This is a genomic window from Cohnella lupini (assembly GCF_003386205.1).
Taxonomy (GTDB): domain Bacteria; phylum Bacillota; class Bacilli; order Paenibacillales; family Paenibacillaceae; genus Cohnella; species Cohnella lupini.
In genome coordinates, this window is record NZ_QRDY01000016.1 from 1 (window position 1) to 21,484 (window position 21,484).

Genomic DNA, 21,484 nt, shown 5'->3' on the forward strand with positions numbered 1-21,484 from the left:
ATCTCTCCACCAGTTGCCCGTCAGCTACGAGGCGACTTGGCTCTTACCTCGACCGGACTTCCACCGGCTAGTTGTGCCTAGCTTGGCTAGGCGCGATATGTTTCAAAAAAGGCCGTCCGAAAAATCGGACGACCCTTCCCTCAAAAAGCCATTTATTATCTAACCCGTCTCACACCTTCGTGCACATGATCCGCATCCTTCAGATACTTATCGAACGCTTGCGATTATGGCCATTTCGATGGCTTTCACCATAACGTCCAAGCTCATGCTTGGCATCGCCGGCCATCGTCCGACGGTTTGTATCGGCAGATAGGGGATATGAATGAAGCCGCCTTTTACATTCGGAAACTCCGTGGCAATCATATGCTGAAGTCCATAAAAAAGATGATTGCATACGAACGTACCCGCGGAGAGCGATATTGAGGCAGGTATTCCAGACTTGCATATATCCGCCGTAATCGCCTTGATCGGCAATGAAGACCAATAGGCCGATGGACCGTCCGCGACAATGATCTCATCGATCGGTTTATTGCCCTCGTTATCCGGGATCATGGCATCGTCTACATTGATCGCCACGCGTTCAACCGAGATATCGCTTCGGCCTCCCGCTTGTCCGAGACTAATGACAACATCCGGCTGAACATCCCGTATCGCCCGCGTTAGTACTTCAATCGACTTGCGGAATACCGTCGGGATCTGCTTGACCTCCACCTCGAATTCATCATACGGCTTACTTTGAAAATGGCTAACCACTTCCCAAGCAGGGTTAATCACTTCCCCTCCGAACGGATCAAAACCCGTCAGCAGTACTTTTTTCATCCTATTCCCTCCCCGTACCTGCTATAGGCTCTGCTCGGTTACTCCCGAAATAGGGTCGAACGTGAGCATCTTAGTCCCAATCTTATCTATGAAGAACCGATCATGGCTGACCGTGATAACGGCACCGGGAAAATGGATCAGCGCCTGCTCCATGACCTGAATGCTCGTCAGATCCAGATGGTTGGTCGGTTCGTCCAGGATGATGACGGCGGCGCCGGACAACAGACACTTCGCCAGAGCCACGCGGGCTTTCTGTCCGCCGGACAGGTTTCCAATGACTTTGCTCAGATCCATCTCGGAGAACTGCAGCATGGATAGGAACTTATTCACCTTCTTGCGCGGCGCATCGAGACCCAGACCATAGGTATTCACGGCGTGACTCACCGTGTCCTTAGGGTCCAATTCCTCCCACACCCGGTTGAAATACGCATAGCTAACACCCTTCTCCCAAGCGACTTCTCCGGTCTCAGGCTTCTCTTGTCCCGTAAGCACCTTGATCAACGTGGATTTTCCGCTCCCGTTAGGGCCGACGATCACCAGTCGGTCCTCCTTCTGTATGTCGAAGCTCACGTTCTGGAAAATCGTTCTGCCGTCGTACGTTTGTCCTATGTTTTTCGCTTCGCAGAGCTTGTCCGGAAACCGCAGTCTTTCGTATATATCCGTTATCAGCACGTTTACCGGATGCGGCTCGACTCGCTTCTTACTATCCGCCAATTGGCGTGCGAAGCGGTCCTTGGACGACTTCTTGCTCGCGCGGCTATCTATAGCCTCGGATTCCATGAGCAGAAGCTCTTCCTCCCACTCGAACTGGCGGTCCAATTCCTTCTTCCGCAGCTTCTTCTTGCGAATATAGTCGGTGTAATTCCCTTCGTACTCCTGAAAATGATAATTCTCGATCTCGATCGTCCGAGTGACTACCCTGTCTATGAATTGCCGGTCATGCGATACGAGAATCATCGCTCCGTTGAACCGATGCAGCCATTGCTCCAACCACACGATCCCTTCCATGTCCAAGTAGTTCGTCGGCTCGTCGAGCAATACGACATCGGGCAGTTGGATTAACATCTTGGCGAGAGCCGCTCGGTTTCTCCAGCCTCCGGACAGCTCGTCGACCGGCTGGTTGCGCGATCTATCGTTGAACCCGAGCTTCGTGAGAACCGTATCGATCTCGACGGACACGTTCCAGCCGTCCAGATGCTCCATTTGCTCGAATAGCTCGGCTTGCCTCGTTAGCAAGCGATCCATCTCTTCGTTATCCGAGACTTGTCCCAGCTTCTCGCCTACTTCTTGCAGCTCCCGCTCGATAAGCGCGACTTGCTCGAAGCACATCTCCAACTCCTGCTGAACCGACAGGCTTCCGCGCAATTCCGAGAATTGCGAGAAGTACCCCACCTTGGCTTGCGGATCGACCTCCACTTTCCCCGAAGTCGGCTCCTCCCTTGCCATGATCAGCTTGAACACGGTCGATTTGCCGGCGCCGTTCCGACCGATTAAGCCGATCCGCTCTCCTTTGCTCACCTTAAAATAAATATCGCGGAAGATCATCGTATCTTCGTATTTCTTCGTCACGTTTTCCAAACGTATTAAGCTCATTCCATCACCCTTCTCGTCCCGTCGGTCTAGCGTGATTATAACATTTTAAAGGCCAACCCTTCCGTCATTCATACAATTCATGCAATTGGTAAACACTTTCATCAAGTTTGAAGTTTTTATGGCGATTTTATTTAATCCTACTGTTTTTGTCGGATAAATATTGACGTCGACATCAAGACCGTGTACTATTCAATTTACTGACTTAGTCAGACAGTTGAGAGGGGAACTACCTATGAAAAGAACTAGCCTATTAACATTATCACTCGTACTAACCGTGGCTTTATTGGCCGCTTGCGGTAAAAACTCGAACTCCGGAGCGCCTTCCAACTCCGCCTCGCCTTCCGCATCGCCCGCCGAATCGGCTGCAAATACTGAATCGTCAAGCCCGTCTTCTCAAGGTGCTCTTGAAGCGATAAAAGCTAGCGGAAAACTCGTCATCGGAACGGAAGGAACGTATGCTCCATTTACCTTCCATGACAAGGATGGAAAGCTAACCGGATTCGATGTCGAAATCGCGCAAGAAGTCAGCAAACGTCTGGGAGTCGAAGCCGAATTCGTCGAAACGCCATGGGATGGTATTTTTGCCGGACTAGATGCGAAGAGATTCGACGCCGTGTTTAATGAAGTTACTATTCGGGATGATCGTAAAGAAAAGTACGACTTCTCCGACTCCTATATCGTCTCCAAAGCCGTACTGCTCGTTCATGAAGATAACAACGAGATCAAGACGTTGGCCGACCTTAAAGGCAAGAAATCCGCTCAAGCGTTAACGAGCAACCTGGCGGATATCGCCAAAGAAAACGGAGCCGAGATCGTAGATACGGAAGGCTTTAACCAAGCGATCGATTTGTTGCTATCGAAACGCGTGGACGCGACCATTAACGACAGCTTGTCTTTCCTTGACCTGAAGAAGCAAAAACCGGACGTGAAAATCAAATCCGTTGCCGAAACGGAAGATGCTTCCTCTAGCGCCGCGCTGTTCCGTAAAGGAAGCGACGACTTGATCGCAGCCGTAAACGAAGCGCTAGCCGCCATGAAAAGCGACGGAACTTACTTAACCATTTCCGAGAAATATTTCGGAGCCGACGTTTCCAAATAAAAGAACCGCATAAAGGATGTCTGAACGATGGATGATCGTCAAATACAAATTGTTATGGATACCTTTTGGCCCCTGCTTAAAGCAGGGGTTCTTTATACGATTCCGCTCACTTTGATTACATTCGCATTGGGCTTAATCATCGCCGTAATTACCGCGCTCATCCGGTTGTCCTCCTGGAGGATCCCTAAACTTATCGCGGGCTTCTACGTGTGGATTATCCGAGGAACTCCACTCTTGGTTCAGCTATTTATTATTTTCTACGGATTACCTAGCGCCGGCATTATATTAAGTCCTTATATATCGGCGATAATCGGGCTTTCGCTAAGCGTAGGAGCCTACGGATCGGAAATCGTGCGAGCCGCGATCTTGTCGATTCAGAAAGGCCAATGGGAAGCTTCCTATTCGCTTGGAATGACGCGCTTGCAGGCTTTAAGGCGCATTATTCTTCCTCAAGCCGCGCGGGTATCCATTCCGCCTCTGGGTAATTCCTTCATCAGTCTGGTTAAGGATACATCGCTTGTGTCCGTCATCACCTTCGTCGAGATGTTCAAGAAATCAACACAGTATGTCGCTTATTATTATGAACCTTTGCTTATCTATTGCGAAGTGGGAGTCATTTACTTGTTATTCTGTTCCGTCTTGTCGGTTCTGCAAAATAAAGTAGAGAAACGTCTCGAACGTTTCTCCGCCAGCTAAAGGAGGCCGTGAGTATGATCGAAATTCGTGGCTTGCATAAATCTTACGGTTCTCTGGAAGTGCTTAAAGGCGTAGATGTCACCTTGCCCAAAGGGAAAGTGCTTGTCATCATCGGTCCGTCCGGGTCGGGTAAAACCACTTTATTGCGATGCTTCAACCTGCTGGAAGTGCCCGATCGGGGCTCGATTAAGCTGGGGGACAACTCCTTCGAGTTTCATGCAGGCGCGAAAATCCCTCAAAAAGACATTCTAGCCTTGCGCAAAAGTACGGGAATGGTGTTTCAATCGTTTAATTTATTTCCGCACATGACCGCAATCGAAAATATAATGGAAGCGCAAGTGACGGTACAGAAGAAAAACAAAGGCGAGGCTCGAAAACGCGCGGAGGTTCTGCTGGAGAAAGTAGGCCTTGCCGATAAAGCCGACTCCTATCCTCATAAGCTATCGGGAGGACAGCAGCAGAGGGTCGCTATCGCCCGAGCGATGGCCATAGACCCGGAAGTGCTGCTCTTCGATGAGCCGACGTCCGCGCTTGATCCCGAATTAGTCGGGGATGTGCTGAAGGTCATGAAGCAGCTGGCAGCCGAAGGCATGACGATGGCGATCGTCACTCACGAAATGAAATTCGCGGCGGACGTAGCCGACCATATTATTCTCATGGACGATGGTCTTATCATCGAGCAAGGCTCTCCTCAAGAGGTGCTGAATAACCCGAAATCTTCGAGGGCTATCCAATTTCTAAATCACCTGAACGGCAAGTCCGAAGAATAGCAAAAAGCGCTGTCCCTATAAAGACTAAGGGATGGCGCTTTTTTACGTTACGACTTACATTCCATAATAATTCCGCTTTATAACTCAAGTGGATATAAGTTACAATGTAATTGCTTTAGAACTTATCCGGAAAATTAGGGGTGCACATTCATTCTATGTTTCATTATCGAACGCGCAAGTTAACGGCATTATTAATTGTAATTCTATGTATTTTCTCCTTATTTCCGATTGGAAGTTTTACTCCGGCTGCATCTGCATACACGCCTACACAAACGAATCAAAATCTTAGTATAGGTTCTACTATACGAAGTATGTGGATCGACGATCAACGTGGCTATATGTATGCTACCTCGTTCGACACCAATGAATTATTATTTATTCGACTGGATACCTTTCAGATCGAAAAGCGCCTCCCCATCGGTTCCTCTCCCGACGGCATGGACGTGGATGGAGACAAGCTATACATTGCTTTAAGCGGCGCGACGTTGATCGCCGTCGTGAACCTGGCCACCCAAAGCTTGGAAAGTACGATAGCTACAACGGAAAAACCATCTCAAGTAGCTGTAGACGGAACACATCTTTATTACGCGGGTAGCAATCAGTGGGTTTCCATTCGCCATAAGGATTTGACGACCGGTTCGGAATCCGTTATTCAAAATACGATCTATCAACCGAAGTTGGCGATCGACCGTGCGACACATAGACTTTACGCTGGAGAAACCGGAATATCCCGATATGAGCTTTTCGCTTTTAATTCGTCGAACGGATCCCCATTATGGACTATGAGCCCTGAAGAAGGCGGTTACAGTTCATCCCTTTTAGTTGCGGATGATTCGGTTTACTATGGAAACTTCCAAGTGGACCCGAACACCCAACGAATCGTCTCCACTACGTATTCAGGTCATATTTTAGCCGCGCGAAACGATTATCTTTATACGAATTCGGGAGTCGTTTTAAAAGAAAACGGTACAACGGTTGCAACCTATGATTCCTTAGACGGCGGTTCGCTGTTAGCTGTCGATAGCAACGGAAGCGTTTATTCTTATCAGTCCAGATCGACATCGATCAATAAACGGACATTTGATCTTCCTTTTGATCATACGGCAATTCATTATACTAACGACAATAATCAGGTCACGTTTAATCGGGAATTGACGGCTTTCGTTTATGGCGATAATGAACGCTACTTATACGCGGTCTCGCGTGAAGCCAATCGTTTACTGCAGTTGGATACGGAAACATTCGAGGTTCTGAATGATCGATACATAGGCTCTCAGCCCACCGATGTTGACATTCGCGACGGTGTTCTATACGTATCGTTAGGCGGTAGCACTCATATTGCAAAGATAGATACGAACAACGAAACAGACTTCATGGCGCCTATAACCGAACTTGAAGTCGGTGAAGTAACGAACGATATCGCTGCTGGGATCGGGCAGGCGTATTACGTAACTCCGGGCGGATTCAGCAATATCAGCGTATTCGACACGGTTTATACCACTTTCCCAATGAGTTACAGTACTCCACGGCTCACTCTATCATCCGATGCTTCGACTTTGTATATCGGCGAGACGGGTTCTTCCGGCGGAAAACTATTTAAGATGAACACCGCGTCCAAGCAAATCGTACAACAAACCGCGGAGGGCAGCTCTTATGGAACTCGAAATATTATTCTAGATGATAATTATACTTACTATGCGTCGACTAGATTTGCTTCCAATGACTTAAATCTAATTTACGGCACGTATAAGAACGAATACTATAACGCTAATTTGCTTTCTGCTCGCGGTAACCTCGTACTCGCTACCAACGGATTCTACAATAGGGATACCTTTAACCTAATCTATTCGTTGCCATTTCCGATATCGTACGGCCATATTAAAGAGGATGGCTCCATCATCCTGTATACCGGTAACGGAGATTCCGATAACCCAGAATATTCGTTATTGAAATTCGAAAGCTATGAAAGCTTGAACCAACAAATGAACGAAGGGTTCAAACCAATCGCTCCATTTTTCCTTGACGACAATCCCCAGTCGACGTTGATCGATGGACAACTAGTGTTCATTCCCGGGTCAATGGCCCAAAGCGTAGTCAAATATCGTCTGAGATACTATGACGCTAATAACCGACCTGTTGACGGAACGTACGATGAGTTCGTTTACTCCTATTCACGGCAGCAGGATGGCAGTTTTTCGTATAGGATTAATAAGACAATTCCTAATTTGGTCAAAAAAATCGGTATAACTCCTATCGTTAGCGGAACCTACAGTCAAGATCGCCCTATGGAAGAAGCTGAAACAATCATCCGCTTATGGGATGCGGATACGTATTACGTCGAAGATGCTATTCTAATCGATACCGATGCTTCTAGTGAAACCATCGGAGGAAAAGTCACATTCGGCAAAGCAGAGGGCGAATTGCCGGGTGACCGATATGCTATTTATTTCGGCGATGAAGAGGATATTCTCGGACAGCCCCTCGGGTTCGTAACGGCTTCCGGCCAAGCCAACTATGAATTGCCTATCGCGCAAGGTACCACGATACCGGATGGAGCAATTGTAATTGCTGTTCAATTGATCGATGAGAACGATAACGAATCTCCCGGATATTATCTTACCGAAATTCCCGATAGGATGACGATTGCTCCTAAGCCCGAGCAGATTACGGTCACCAATGCATATGGTCCGACAGACAGCGTAACCGTTATCGGCCTCCAATCAGGAGACCAGGTTAAAGTTTACGCCCTTGATGGGTCTTTATACGGACAAAAAACCGTAGCATCCGGACAAACTTCGCTAACAATTAGCAATTTGCTATTCAACGATATTTACCCGGCGTTATTCGTTAGCGTCACATCCCCAGGCAAACGGGAAAGCTTCTATGTCCTAAAGGACTATAGCGGTGGTAGCGGTGGTGGTACCCCCCCTGTTCCTGGTGGTGGCGGTGGTGGAGTTATTCTTCCTCCCGACGGTGGTGGTGGCGGTGGTGGTGGTGGTGGTGGCGCTGGCGGCGGTGGCGGTGGTGGTGGCGGCGGTGGTGGCGGTGGTGGCGGCGGTGGTGGCGGCGGTGGTGGCGTGCCAAACCAACCGGGAACAAGCTTTTTCCAATCTGAGTTGATCAAGAAGCCAGACGGTACAACTCAGATCCAAGTGAAGTTGAACGATGAATTGTTAAACGACGAGTTATCCAAATGGAGCGGCGAATCTAATAAATTAACCATCCAGGTCGAGGATTCCGCAGACGAGATCTCCTTCTCTCTTGATAGCAGTCAATTGGGTAAAATCAACGACCAAGACAAAAACGCATTTATCGAGATCCAAGGAACGAAGTCGGGCTTCCTAATTCCCGTCGGTGCATTATACACCTCCGGGAAAGATAACGAGATCGTTAAGTTCACTCTTTCCGTATTCCAGTTAAAAGGAACGGCATCCGATTCGGCTACAAAACTTCTAAGCGAACTGAAATTGGACCCGGTTGGTCAGCCTTATGAATTTACGATTCGCGGAGAAACCACCAAAGGCTCCACGATTCAATTCGATGATACGGATCAATACATCGGTCATGTCATTGCCCTTGAGCTCTCGAACAAATCTATTGAGACTTTATCTGCCGTGATGCTAGATCCCGTTTCCGGGAAAGCGATTCCCGTTCCAGCTACATTCAAGAAGGATGGCGGACGAGTAATCGCGACCATCTATCGAAAAGGAAATTCAATCTATTCCGTTATCTCTCAAGAAAACAAATTCAATGATATTCCTACAACGCTCTTCGCTGCCAACGCGATAGATCGATTGGCATCGCGCATGGTCATTAAGGGATACAACGACAACTCCTTTAAGCCGGAGGGACTTGTAACCCGAGCGGAGGCCGCTTCCCTGCTAGTCAGGGCATTAGGAATAATCCCATCGACGGGAATATCCAAATTCAAGGATGTAAGCAAGAACGCATGGTATTCCGACTCCGTATCGGCTGCCGTTACGGCAGGGTTGTTCAAAGGATACACGGACGGTTCGTTCCGTCCGGATCAAATGATCACGCAGCAAGAGATGGTGGCCATCATCTACCAAGCACTAATTTATGGAGGCTACAAATCGGCTGATACCGCTTCGTTAAAGCATTTTAACAGTTCCGCCGGGTATAGCACCTGGTCTGCACAGGCGGTTGATGCCTTATTGCAACAAGAAATTATAAAGCAATCGGAACAGTTTACGATTAAAGCGGATAAGAAAACAACTCGTGCCGAGTGCTCCGAGTTGCTCTACCGAATGCTGGTATCGTTAAAATTAATCTAATAGCCACACGATCGAGAAAACCCACCGAAAGGTGGGTTTTTTTTGTAAATTGGGAATGATATACCGGTTATTTTGCTGTCAACTTCTCCAGAAGCTCGGTCAGACGTTCGAACGAATCCTTGATTCCGTTCTGCATGCCGGACTTCAAGGCCATGTCCCTAGCGGCGACAGTCCGGAAAACGGACTCCATGATCAACCTCGTTTTCCCGCCGGGAACCTCTTCGAATGTCGCGATCTCCAGGTTGACGTGCCCCTTCTCCGGTAAGCCCTCGAACTCGAAGGTTTGGATAATTCTTTCGGGTACCGTCACCTCATGATACACGCCTTGAAAAGCATACTCATTGCCCTTATCGTCCTTGTGAATGTACCTGTAAGCTCCACCGCTTCTCGGCTCGAATACCTCCAGCGTCATCGTGAGCCTTCTTGGCCCAAGCCATTCCACGTAAAGCTCCGGATCGGTAAAAGCTTGAAATACGAGCTCCGGAGGCGCGTCGAATTCCCTCGTAATCTTAATCGCTTGAGTTCCCGGTTCCGCCGTAAGATTGATTTCCGCGTTAATCGTCATTTTTTCCATCGTTCCCTTCTTTTCGATTTGTCAGAGCTTTCCCTTTCTGCGCTTTCAGTACTTTGTCCAGCGCCTCGAAACGACGGCTCCAGATTTCCCTGTATTGCCTGGCCCACTGTTCCACTTCGACCATCGCGTCCGGATTCATCGAGTAAAGTCGTTGCTGCGCCCTCTTCTCCACCAGAACGAAATTCGCCTCGCGGAGAACCTTCAAGTGCTGCGAAATCGCTTGAGGGCTGATCTGAAAATGATCGTATATTTCCGAAGCGGTCAATTGGCCTTGGTCGGCCAGCATTTCGATAATGCTGCGTCTTGTCGGGTCTGCGATAGCGGTGAATTTATCCATAAACCAATAATAAACCATTTACTTAATTAAGTAAATACTTAATTAATGATCAAGAAAGGTTAACTTTTTTGTTATCAGTTAGAAAAGCAAACAACATACGGTACATTTCGGCTCTACCCGCTCCAAGCCAAATTAAATGTCCCCAAGAATCAAGCTCGCAAAGCCGAGCGTTCGGTATATTCAGTCGGGCATGACGAGCATGCTCCAGCGGTACGGATGAGTCGTGGATGCTATGCATAATCAAGGCAGGACAATGAACGGCCGACAGCAGGGAAGTCATATCGCTACCTGTTTGCGCCAGATCGATCAAAAATCCGTATCCCGACCTCTGAAGGTCGATCATCTTCCCGAAACGGCGCCTGTCTTCGACATCGATCTGCGGTAATACTTTCTCCTTCGGCAAGCTGCTAAAAGAGGGGATCATGCTATTGAAGAGCAGAGCCGGAGAAATCTTGTTCATAAGACGCATAAGCGCCCAAACGAATTTCTCGATAATCGGATGGAACATAATCCGAGCAGACTTATATAACTTATCGTCGGAAGTTAACCAGCGTTTCGTTACAGCCGATTGCAAGACTAAGCTTTTCACCCGATCGGGGTATCGCGAAACCAAATGAATGCCGCTAGGTCCGGCTGCGGAAATCGCAATGACGTGTACCTGATGAATCCGCAGCTCATCCAGAAGCTCGATATATACATCGCATGCGGTATTCAACGAATCGCCAAGCTCCCTCGACGTTCTCCCGTAACCCGGCCTTGATGGAGTAATGACCGAATAGCCTTGCTCGACGAGCTCGGAATTACCCAGTTCTTCGAAACAATTCGAATGGCCCCCATGTAAAACCAAGACGGGTTCTCCGCTTCCAACGAGAGAGTATTCTACCTTATATCCCTTTCCGTTTATGAACTGACGACTATCTTTTCTCATATGCATCCTCCAAAAGTGAATTATAATTCATTATTAAGGCAAAAAAGAATGCGGAGCGTTCATACAAACACCCGCAAGCCTTGATACCAGAACGAAACGTATTGCCTAACCATTCTTCTGCAATCCTCCGGGTCTTCGTTACGCCGAATAATCTCGAAGTACCCTTGCATGAACGCCACGGATATCGGCCACGCGGCTTCCTCCTCGAATTCCTCCCGTCCCTGTTTACGGTTGTATTCAGACAAGTGGCTGGCGATATTATTCGCCATCGCTTGATGAATCTTCCGAACGGCGTCCTCGTAACGCGTTCCTATGGCTCCGTCGATTAAAATTAAGAGCGGTATGCGAAATTCCTCAACGATCGCCGTCAATGCATGAACGACCCCATCGAAAATACTGCTGCCATTGTCTTGAGATCGGTTTTCATGTGCGTTTATTAGCCCCTCTAGCTCATGTACAAGCGGAGCCGCGATGGAGTCGAACAAGGCTTCCTTGCCCTTATAATACCTATACAAGTTTCCAACCGAAATCCCGACTTTGTCCGCGATTCTTTTTACGGATGCACCCCTATAACCGTATTGCGCGAATTCGTCGCGGGAAGCCCGCAGAATCGTTTGCCGTATGTCGTCTTTCAACACTTGCACCTTTAGCGAGCCCCCATTCATTTTTGATTATAGAGAAAGGTTTCGCGATTGACAAGACCATAGTCGGTGAATGAGAGAGCAACATCACGAATGCGACCCCATGTTATAACTGAACATGTAAAAAAGAAGAGGAGCTGAAAGCATGAGCGGATTACAAGGTAAAGTGGCTTTAGTGACGGGCGCAAGCCGGGGAATCGGTCGCGGCATCGCGTTGAGGTTGGCGCAGGACGGCGCGATCGTGGCGGTTCATTATGCGAATAATAAGGAGGCGGCAGAAGAAGTCGTTCGAGAAATACAGTCTAATGGCGGAATAGCGTTCGCGATCGGCGCCGACCTGAGGGATAGCGATGGAGTCGATGCGATGTTCGCGGAATTCGATGCGGCGATGAAGGTTCTGATCGGCATTAACCCGCTCGATATACTCGTTAACAATGCCGGAGTCGGACAAGCGTTATCGATCGAGGAGACGACGGAGCAATCGTTGAACGAGGTCATGAGCATACACGTCAACGCTCCTATTCTAATCGTTCAACAAGCCTTATCGAGACTGAGGAATAACGGCAGGATCATTAATATCTCTTCTTCCGCTACGCGGATAGCCATGCCTAGCCTGTTAGGGTATAGCGTATCCAAGGGAGCCGTGAATACTTTAACCCACGTCTTGGCGCAGCATCTTGGAGATCGGAAAATCACCGTGAATGCCATCCTCCCCGGAATCATCGATACCGATATGAACGTCGCCACGCTGCAAAGCCAGGAAGGGCGGGAATTCGCGGCCGGCCTTTCCGCGTTCGGCAGATGGGGACAGCCCGACGACGTCGCGGATATCGCCTCCTTTCTCTCCTCCTCCGACAGCCGGTGGGTTACCGGGCAACTGATCGACGCGAGCGGCGGCTCTCGGCTGTAAATCAAACAAGGTTTGCGAGATTTAAGGCGACGCAGGATGCCCATCGGCACCCGCGTCGCCTTTTTCGCGTGATCGCGGAGCATGATTCGATTTTGCGATATCACCCCGGTCGTCGACGCGACGGAATAAGAAGTGCAAGCCAAATATGAGCGTTATTTGGGACGTTGGTTCAGGTTTAACCATCACGACCTCAGCCAATATCCGCTGGACGAACCCGTTCCCCGAGCTTGGGGATACGGGCAGCGAGAACTATAAGAGCGTCACGGACCGGGTGAAAAAGTTGACCAATGAACAAAACTAACGCTTCTCCGAGAGTGCCGCTTGTCCCGTGAAGCTGGCGGATGAGCTAGAGAAGTACTTCCGCGCCGAAGCGGTCAACGAATTCATCTTGCTCGACCATGTTACCCGAAGGCGTAGACGATTTCGTCGACCACGTCGTGCCGATTCTCCAGGAGCGCGAAAGACGAATAGCAGTACTTTCTTGATGAACACATCGCATGCGGCTTGTACGCCCCGGCGATGTATTTTTTATGTCTCGAAGTCAACACAGAGTCAACGCGATTCCTGAAAATAATTTCAGCATGGTCAGACCAATTATACGCTCGTAATCCTGACATTAACTTTTACAGAAAAACAAGGGCTGGAAATACCCCGCCATAGAAGTGTTGTGAGCCTACGAAAAAAAGAACCCAACAATAAATCAACATAGTTAAACATAGTTGATTAAAGTAAGGTGGTGCCTTAGCCTAGTTGTAAAACTCGAGATATAAGAATCAAGTGTGGAAAATTACATCTTTCCCTCACTTTATCAATCATATATTTAACTTTTGGATATTATTATTATCAAGCTGCTTACATTAATTAATGCAGTTTACGAGAAAAAAACAATAATTAATCGAGCAGCTAAAATTGTTTGACAATTATAGCTGCTGGAGTTATATTTGGATTAATAAAATAATTATATGGGGGAGATCAGATGAGCAGCATTCAATTAACTTTAAAAAAACTCTCAGAAAGCGCATTATTTGATGCAAGTAAAGAAAGGCTAGATTTAAGCATTAGAAGGCTCTGTGAAGAGATTCAAGAAAAGAGAATAGTGCTACCTGTCTTCCAGACGTATATTCGATGGACAGAAGAAAAAGTGGCTGCGCTATTTAATTATCAACTTAATGGGAAAGCGCCCATGGCACCAATATCTGTTAATGTTATCAACAAACCCGAAAAAGTTGTCGAACAAATTAATTTCATGACAAGGGAAGTTTTAGAAGGGGATGAAATAAAAGGAAAAATTTCGGTTGCAGATGGGCAACAACGTTTATCCGCCAACTATAACGCCTATATTAACAATCCTGATTATGCACACATAGTTCTCGATATTCGGAAAGGTAAGTTTATTGTAAATGAACCTGACAGCAAACCGGACTCTTATCAAATTCCGGCTGGTATTTTGTACAATAAGGATCAAGATGTATTTAGAAATTATATTTCGAAAGTGGCATTCTTAAATAAGGAAGAAATTAGGGATGTATTATCAGAAGTAAGAAGAAAACATTTTGCATACACTTATGTTGTCAATCAAGCTACAGATTTGTCTAGAAAAGCACAAATGGAATGGTTTGAAGTGTTAAATTTAGCAGGCAGCCAAGTCACAGAAACCATGGTATATCTATCTGATATGTTAACAAAAGGTGTCGACTTTTATACTTATTACGTCTATCCATTTACGGAGAAACTGGAGGCAAATGATTTAGGAAGTCTGTTTCCCAGAAAATCTGCCGAAGTGTCTATCCCATTAGCGGCATTAAACTCTGCTTATTTTAAGTATACAGGTTTGCCTAAAACGAGTAATTCCAGCCCCATTCCCTCGGATGCTAAGCCAATAGCCATTGGTAAATTAAATGTTGAAGAGACCCGTAAACTACTCGATGTAACATTAGATGCACTAGATAGTGTCTTGGCATTTATCAAACAACAAGCTGCTGTAATAAAAACTCCAGATAGGATAGATGTCATTACCTACCTAGTTGGTTTATTTGTAGAAGGTGAAATTAACATAGATTCTTTAAGTCACGTTCAAATGGAATTCCTGATAAAATGGAGTAATAATATTAGTTTTGTGAATAATTCGAATTCAGCGCGTAGGGAAAAATTTGAACAACTTATTGCGGATTATAAAAGTCTGTAGATTACACCATAGTCTTAGATTGACGAGAACCCCCGAACATACATAATGACAGGGAGGGTCTCGTCAATCTAAGATCGGTAGAGTAACCGATCCTTTTCTATTATTTGAATTCTCTAAGATATTAACTGTAGTTGGAGCGATTGGATTACGTATGAGGGGAATCCGATTGTGACCGGTGAGGAATAAAGTCGGGAAAGAGTATAGTAGTATGTTAAGCTAAATACAGAGCACGGCGAGAGAGTTGCCGTTGCTCTGTATTTTTTTACGCTAAAGTCAACCCGGGGTCAACATTCGATTTTTGAAAATACTTTACTATGCCGTGTAATAAACTTTGGCGGTGTTATGTGCTCCGAATACAAATACTCCAATTCTCGATTCTTGTAGGAATATAGATAATGCTTGAATGTATTTATCAAAATATTACTTAACCCCCTCCGAAGGATGTCGTAGTTGTCACTGAGTAATAGTTCATTATATCTATACTCTAGGTCAATCTGCATGATATATTAATTTTGGAATAATTTCTCACATTTTAATTAAATGTTATTTATAAGCGAGGGTAACATATGGATAAGAGCAAATATAATTTTCAGAAACTAACACCAGTAAGTGACGTTGACTTAAAAGTATATGAAGAAGGTTTAGATTTTGTTTTTGATAACTCTGATGTCAGAAACGTGGCTATCTCAGGATCGTACGGTGCTGGTAAAAGTAGCGTATTAGAATCATATAAAAAGAAGCACCCTAATAAACGCTTTTTACATATTTCACTAGCACATTTCAAATCATTAGATCAAAGCGATGAAACTCAAACAAAAGAAACAATATTGGAAGGTAAAATTCTTAATCAATTAATGCATCAAATTTCTGCTGATAAAATCCCTCAAACCAAATTCAAGGTTAAGAAAAAAATCCAAACGAAAAATATAGTGAACAATACAATATTTCTTGTTATGTTGTTTTTGGCTTCTTTACATTTGTTCATGTTTGAAAAATGGAGCCAATATGTTGAGTCCTTAACTTCAAATTGGTTAAAATCGCGCTTAGATTTTTCAACACAAAGTAGTTCACTATTGGTCAGCGGATTAGTGAGTGCAATATTATTAACTTTATATATATATATATTGGTTAAGACACAGAAAAATAGAAATATATTTAGAAAAATAAACTTACAAGGCAATGAAATAGAAATTTTCGAAGAGCACGAAGAGTCATATTTTGATAAATATCTCAATGAAGTACTATATCTATTTGAAAACGCCAATGCAGATGTAATTGTATTTGAAGATATGGATCGTTTTAATGCTAGTCAAATTTTTGAACGACTTCGAGAAGTAAATACTTTAGTAAATTTACAGCTAAAGAACGCAAAAAAAACTCAATTGCGGTTTATTTATCTTCTTCGTGACGATATTTTTATATCAAAAGATCGTACAAAGTTTTTTGATTATATCTTACCGGTAGTTCCGGTTGTGAGCAGTTCAAACTCCTATGACCAGTTTATCTCACATTTTAAAGAAGATGGTACTATTGAACTGTTAGACGAGAGTTTCTTACAAGGATTAGCATTATATACAGATGATATGAGACTGCTTAAAAACTTGTATAATGAATTTATTGTTTACTTTAATAGGCTTAATACGACAGAACTTGATTGCAATAAAATGTTAGCAATTGTAGCGTTTAAAAATCTGTTCCCAAGGGATTTTAGCAATCTACAACTTAACAAAGGAATGGTATTTACTCTTTTTGATAAGAAAGAAGAATTTATTAACAAAGAGATAGAAAAACTTAAAGAACAAGCAACGAAAAAAAGAGAGTCAATTGATTTAGCAAAAGAAGAACATTTAGTTTCTCTACAAGAGTTGGATGCTGCTTATAACGACAAGAGAGTAAGAAGTCAAAATATGTATAATTGGCAGGAACAACAAAGACTATCACTAATATATACTACTGAGCTTGCAGAAAGAAAAGAGGCTATTGAAAATGTATTAAATGGTCGACTTCCTTCTTTGGAAGAAGAACTATTAAAAATAGAAAATGAAATAGTTCGTACACGATCTAAACAACTAAAAGATATTATTACAAGAGAGAATATTGATACGATATTTAAAGTGACAAGTAAAAACGAAATAGGTGAAGAAACAGATTTTAGTGAAATCAAAGGAAGCGATTATTTTGATCTGCTCAAGTATCTAATACGTAATGGCTATATTGATGAAACCTACGCAGACTATATGACCTACTTTTATGAAAACAGTCTTAGTAGGGTTGATAAGACTTATTTACGAAGTATAACAGATAAAAAGGCCAAAGAATTTACATTTCAACTTAGAGACCCCAAAAAGGTTGTTGAAAGACTTAAGGCGGTGGATTTCGAACAAGAAGAAATCCTTAATTTCGATTTGTTGAATTATCTATTACAAACACCCGATAAAGAACAATTGCTGTATAGATTTATTGACCAACTGGAAGAAACTAGGAACTATAAATTTATAAGCGGATATTTTGAAACTGCAAGAGAGATGCCCAGCTTCGTAGCTAATCTTAACTCTAGATGGCCAGAAATGTTCTCATCTTTGATAAAAGAACGTGCAATATCGGACAAGAATATAAGGCTTTTCTCGATATACACTCTTTACTATTCAAGCAAAGAGAATATTCTTACCGCCAATGAAGATAATTGTTTGACTAAATATATTTCTGAAAGTGGTAACTACCTTTCAATAAGTGACCCGAAAATTGATAAACTGATTGATGGGTTCGGTTTGCTTGAAGTATCCTTTATAAATATTGATTATAATAGTGCTGTGCAAGAGTTGTTTGACGCTGTGTATAAGAACTCACTATACGAATTAAATTTTGATAATCTTTCACTAATAATTAATAAAATATATTTGATAGAAAATAAGTTAGAGATTCGGCATAAGAACTATACAATAGTTATGTCTCAGTTCGAATCACCCTTGGCTCTATATGTAAATAAAAACCTTAAAAAGTATATGGGAATTATTTTAGCCAATTGTGAAGGGATGATTGAGGACTCAGAGGAAACCGTAATACTTGTTCTTAATTATGATGACATTGAAGTGACTAATGAACAAAAAAATGAATACATTTGTGTACTTAAGACACGAATAACTTCTTTAAATGATATAAAGAATAGTTCATTATGGGAGCTTTTATTTGAGAATCGAGTCATTTTGTATTCTGAGGATAATATTATTACCTATTTTAGTGAGAAGAAAAGATTAGATTCTACGCTTATTAAATATATAAATAGCGGAGAAGGAATATTAGAATTTTCAAGTTATAGAACTTCAAATATAGATGAGGCGGAGGAATTATTTGACGCAACCATTGTTTGTAATGAATTATCAAACAATAGGTACAGAGAGATTCTATCTTCGCTGGAGTTTAATTACAACTCATTTAATGTTCTAGGGATTTCAGATGAAAAGTTTCAAGTGGTTATTGAAGAAGAAATCATTAAAATGAATTTGGAGTCACTCAAATTTATCCGAGAAAATTATCCTACCCAAATTCCGAGTTACATTGCTAAGAATCTGAATGACTATGTAAATGAGATAACTACTGCTTCTGAATACTTTAACTTTGATGAGATGATCTTTATTCTTTCATGGGATGTTGATGCTGAAATTCAAATTCCGTTACTTAAATTAACGAATCAACCAGTGTCTATTCTGCATAAGATGTATTCAATTGCCGTGAATCAGTATATTTTGAAGAATAATCTGAACCGAAATGATCTAATCAATCTCTTTGCTTCTTATGAAAACTGGGATCCCTCAATTCAAGGGATAATATACGATTTGGCAATTAAAAACATAGCCCATATGATTGAACAGAATTCGTTGACCCCGAGTGATAAGCTAATTAGAAAAATATTTGATGAGAATAATGTTGTTGAAAATGAGAAAGAAGGTTTGTTTATATCTCTAATTCCAAAAATGAATGAGATTACATGTAAAGAATATTTGAACATACTTGGGTTTAATGAATTGATTAAAGTTTTTGGTGGCGGGCGACCAAAATTTGAGGTTAATAGTAGAAATGAAAGAATATTAGCGGCGTTCAAAGATACTGGATGGATTTATGATTTCCACAATGATGAAGTAGATTCTGAGAAATATAGAATTATAAAGCGAGCACCCGCAACAATACCAGATTAATTTGTTAGATTCACCCGCGGAAGCAGTTGCCACAACACAAAACGCACTCTTTATTGTTAGCGCAATAACTACTGCAAGTGGGACAGACATTATGTATTCAATCTCTTTTATCAATGGCGCTAATATTTCGTACCCAACAAGCACAACCCTTTATTCTGCAATAGCCAATTTGACTAATGGTTCGGTTTCGAATATTCGCCGGGAACTCCCCTCGGGCTAAAATCCTTAACCTCACCGGAACACCCGCACCTTCAATCCCATACAAATTCCAAGTACAGAGCCCAGGGAGCTAACTCCCTGCTGCTCTGTACTTTTTTTGTATATCCACTAGAACATCCGGAAGCCCCCTCAAACACCCTTCCACCCTAACAACAAATACACATCAATTCTCACCACAAAATTATTGTAAAACGATAAATTTGTGTTAAAATCGAATTAATTCATTATAAGTGAGGGGCTTTCTTATGAAACGAGGAACGACATTCTTTTTGAGGTTAGCTATTGTTCTGATTGGAATTGCGGTACTTGCTTTGTGCGTCTTTTTGGTGCCGGAGATCGCGAATTACGCTGTGGAATTGTATCCGGATAGGACGTATATGAGATCTCTCTGGTACATCGATATGTATGCGTCGGCGATTCCTTTTTACGTCGCTCTGTATCAAGCGCTTCAACTACTAAGCTACATCGACAAGAACACGGCGTTCTCGGATTTATCCGTGCGGGCTCTAAAGAATATCAAGAACTGCGGGATCGCCATCAGCGTTCTGTATGCGTTAGGCTTGCCTCTCTTCTATTTCGTGGCGGACAGAGACGATGCCCCGGGGATTATCGTAATCGGAATGGTTATCGTTTTCGCCTCCTTGGTCATTGCCGTATTCGCCGCCGTTCTTCAGAAGCTTCTTAAAGAGGCTATTGATATCAAATCAGAAAACGACTTAACGGTCTGAGGTGAATATAATGGCGATCATAATCAATATCGACGTGATGTTGGCGAAGCGGAAAATGAGCGTAACGGAGCTTTCGGAGAGGGTCGGAATTACGATGGCTAACCTTTCCATATTGAAGAACGGCAAAGCAAAAGCGGTTCGATTGTCAACTCTAGAGGCGATATGCAAGCATTTAGATTGTCAGCCGGGAGATATTCTAGAATACAGAAGCGACGAAACCCAGGCATAGGGGAGGTTTACCGATGAACAATATCAACTTCATTACCGAGAACATGGACAATCCCCGCGAGCTGGAGAGATTGTTTAGAACAGAACCCGAAGCCTTCAAGAAGTCGTTCTCCTCTGCCTGGGAACAAAACCCCGATTCGCAGGTTCTTGCCGTTTGGCAGGAACGACTGCACTTCAAGGTGACGGAAAACGCGGACAAGACTACTTTTCTTCGGAGAAACTTCTTCTTCATGGGCATTTTAGCAGTCCTGGCCGGGATAACCACGAGACTCCTTTTTTATTTTACCGAACAAGAAGTCATAGCCCCGATTAACCTTGTTTTCGGCGTCCTTCCCTTTATCGCTATCTACTTCGTATTCCACAACCCTTCCAAGAGAAACGTCGTCTACGCCCTTGCGTCGTTATTCTTGATCTCCGGAATTTATATGAACGTGCTCCCGCTCGAGGATAAAGACAGCACGATCATGGCTTATCTCCACCTCCCCATTTTCTTATGGGTAGTCATGGGGCTAGCCTTTACTGGAAACGAACATGCCAAAGGCAGCGCAAGATTAGCCTATCTGAAATTTAACGGAGAATTCGGCATCTTATATGCCTGCATGGCCATAAGCGGAATGGCGCTAACCGCAATTTCCATGCAGCTATTTAAATTCGTAGGTACGGATTTCACAGAATTCTATATGAGTAACGTCGTTGTATTCGGTGCTGCCGCACTGGCAGTCGTAGCTGCCTACTTGGTAACGATGGACATTAAGCTGGCCAAAAATATAGCGCCCTACATCGCCAGGATTTTCAGTCCGCTTGTACTGGCAACCTTGTTAGCCTACCTCATTGCGGTGATTGCAATCGGAAAAAGTCCATTCTTGGACCGCGATTTCCTGTTGGTTTTCAACGGAGTGCTCCTATGCGTATTGGCCGTCACCATCTTCTCCATTACTGAACGAGGCACCGACGAGAAAATGAACGTTTTCGATTATATCAACTTCACCCTCATCGCCTTTGCTCTTCTCATTGACGCCGTAGCTTTGTCGGCCATCGTGTTCAGGCTATCTTCTTACGGGATTACGCCCAACAGAATTGCCGTCTTAGGAGTAAATCTGCTGATCTTTGCCCATCTCCTTTGGATTATCCTTGCTTACGTGCGTTTCCAAGGAGACAAAACCGGACCGCTAGCCATTCAAGACGCCGTTACGAAGTATTTGCCGGTCTACGGACTGTGGGCTGCTTTCGTCACCTTTTCTTTTCCTTTGATTTTTTAATCCCGGATTT

At 44.0% G+C, this 21,484-nt stretch carries 17 protein-coding genes; 11 read left to right on the plus strand and 6 right to left on the minus strand.

From position 1 onward, the window contains the following. Window positions 1-207: 207 nt before the first annotated feature. Both pcp and DFP95_RS20915 read right to left on the minus strand, forming a co-directional pair. Window positions 208-819: a pyroglutamyl-peptidase I gene (gene pcp / locus DFP95_RS20910; protein WP_115994642.1), complete on the minus strand. Its 612-nt coding sequence runs from the start codon at window positions 817-819 to the stop codon at window positions 208-210. A 21-nt stretch (window positions 820-840) separates the two neighbouring features. Beyond that, window positions 841-2,412 carry an ABC-F family ATP-binding cassette domain-containing protein gene (locus DFP95_RS20915; protein WP_115994643.1) on the minus strand — a complete coding sequence of 524 codons (1,572 nt, stop codon included), beginning with the start codon at window positions 2,410-2,412 and terminating at the stop codon, window positions 841-843. Window positions 2,413-2,644: 232 nt separating this feature from the next. Between DFP95_RS20915 and DFP95_RS20920 the strand changes: the two genes are divergently transcribed. The 4 genes from DFP95_RS20920 (at window position 2,645) to DFP95_RS20935 (ending at window position 9,272) form a co-directional block, all read left to right on the plus strand. After that, complete coding sequence (locus DFP95_RS20920) at window positions 2,645-3,511, plus strand: amino acid ABC transporter substrate-binding protein (RefSeq protein WP_115994644.1); 867 nt, start codon at window positions 2,645-2,647, stop codon at window positions 3,509-3,511. A gap of 27 nt (window positions 3,512-3,538) precedes the next feature. Then, the gene (locus DFP95_RS20925) at window positions 3,539-4,207 is read left to right on the plus strand and encodes an amino acid ABC transporter permease (protein WP_115994645.1); all 669 of its coding nucleotides are present in this window, start codon (window positions 3,539-3,541) and stop codon (window positions 4,205-4,207) included. Between the two features lie 14 nt (window positions 4,208-4,221). Then, a complete protein-coding gene (locus tag DFP95_RS20930; protein WP_115994646.1) occupies window positions 4,222-4,977 on the plus strand; it encodes an amino acid ABC transporter ATP-binding protein in 756 nt (251 codons plus the stop codon). A 338-nt stretch (window positions 4,978-5,315) separates the two neighbouring features. After that, on the plus strand, window positions 5,316-9,272 hold the full coding sequence (locus DFP95_RS20935; protein WP_147304199.1) for an S-layer homology domain-containing protein: 3,957 nt from the start codon (window positions 5,316-5,318) through the stop codon (window positions 9,270-9,272). A gap of 67 nt (window positions 9,273-9,339) precedes the next feature. On the opposite strand, the gene DFP95_RS20940 is transcribed toward DFP95_RS20935, so the two are convergent. The 4 genes from DFP95_RS20940 to DFP95_RS20955 are packed head-to-tail and all read right to left on the minus strand — an operon-like array spanning window position 9,340 to window position 11,755. Further along, window positions 9,340-9,846 carry an SRPBCC family protein gene (locus DFP95_RS20940; RefSeq protein WP_220376428.1) on the minus strand — a complete coding sequence of 169 codons (507 nt, stop codon included), beginning with the start codon at window positions 9,844-9,846 and terminating at the stop codon, window positions 9,340-9,342. After that, window positions 9,827-10,183, minus strand: a complete 357-nt coding sequence (locus tag DFP95_RS20945) for an ArsR/SmtB family transcription factor (RefSeq protein WP_115994648.1) — start codon at window positions 10,181-10,183, stop codon at window positions 9,827-9,829. Before DFP95_RS20945 ends, DFP95_RS20940 begins: the two co-directional genes overlap by 20 nt. 49 nt (window positions 10,184-10,232) lie before the next feature. After that, on the minus strand, window positions 10,233-11,111 hold the full coding sequence (locus DFP95_RS20950; protein WP_115994649.1) for an alpha/beta fold hydrolase: 879 nt from the start codon (window positions 11,109-11,111) through the stop codon (window positions 10,233-10,235). A 59-nt stretch (window positions 11,112-11,170) separates the two neighbouring features. Continuing rightward, the gene (locus DFP95_RS20955) at window positions 11,171-11,755 is read right to left on the minus strand and encodes a TetR/AcrR family transcriptional regulator (protein WP_245987810.1); all 585 of its coding nucleotides are present in this window, start codon (window positions 11,753-11,755) and stop codon (window positions 11,171-11,173) included. Window positions 11,756-11,897: 142 nt separating this feature from the next. On the opposite strand from DFP95_RS20955, the gene DFP95_RS20960 reads away from it, so the two are divergent. From DFP95_RS20960 to DFP95_RS20990, 7 genes are all read left to right on the plus strand, one after another. Next, complete coding sequence (locus DFP95_RS20960; RefSeq protein WP_115994651.1) at window positions 11,898-12,662, plus strand: SDR family oxidoreductase; 765 nt, start codon at window positions 11,898-11,900, stop codon at window positions 12,660-12,662. A 145-nt stretch (window positions 12,663-12,807) separates the two neighbouring features. Beyond that, window positions 12,808-12,963 carry a hypothetical protein gene (locus DFP95_RS29015; protein WP_181907546.1) on the plus strand — a complete coding sequence of 52 codons (156 nt, stop codon included), beginning with the start codon at window positions 12,808-12,810 and terminating at the stop codon, window positions 12,961-12,963. Between the two features lie 675 nt (window positions 12,964-13,638). Next, complete coding sequence (locus tag DFP95_RS20970; RefSeq protein WP_115994653.1) at window positions 13,639-14,847, plus strand: GmrSD restriction endonuclease domain-containing protein; 1,209 nt, start codon at window positions 13,639-13,641, stop codon at window positions 14,845-14,847. A gap of 566 nt (window positions 14,848-15,413) precedes the next feature. Then, entirely contained in the window at window positions 15,414-19,040 is a 3,627-nt protein-coding gene (locus tag DFP95_RS20975; RefSeq protein WP_115994654.1) for a YobI family P-loop NTPase, read from the plus strand. 464 nt (window positions 19,041-19,504) lie between these two features. Next, window positions 19,505-19,987: a DUF2975 domain-containing protein gene (locus tag DFP95_RS20980; RefSeq protein ID WP_115994655.1), complete on the plus strand. Its 483-nt coding sequence runs from the start codon at window positions 19,505-19,507 to the stop codon at window positions 19,985-19,987. Window positions 19,988-19,997: 10 nt separating this feature from the next. Beyond that, window positions 19,998-20,216, plus strand: coding sequence for a helix-turn-helix domain-containing protein (locus tag DFP95_RS20985; protein WP_115994656.1), 219 nt, complete (start codon window positions 19,998-20,000; stop codon window positions 20,214-20,216). A gap of 13 nt (window positions 20,217-20,229) precedes the next feature. Further along, window positions 20,230-21,474: a DUF4153 domain-containing protein gene (locus tag DFP95_RS20990; RefSeq protein WP_115994657.1), complete on the plus strand. Its 1,245-nt coding sequence runs from the start codon at window positions 20,230-20,232 to the stop codon at window positions 21,472-21,474. The last annotated feature ends 10 nt before the right edge of the window (window positions 21,475-21,484 follow it).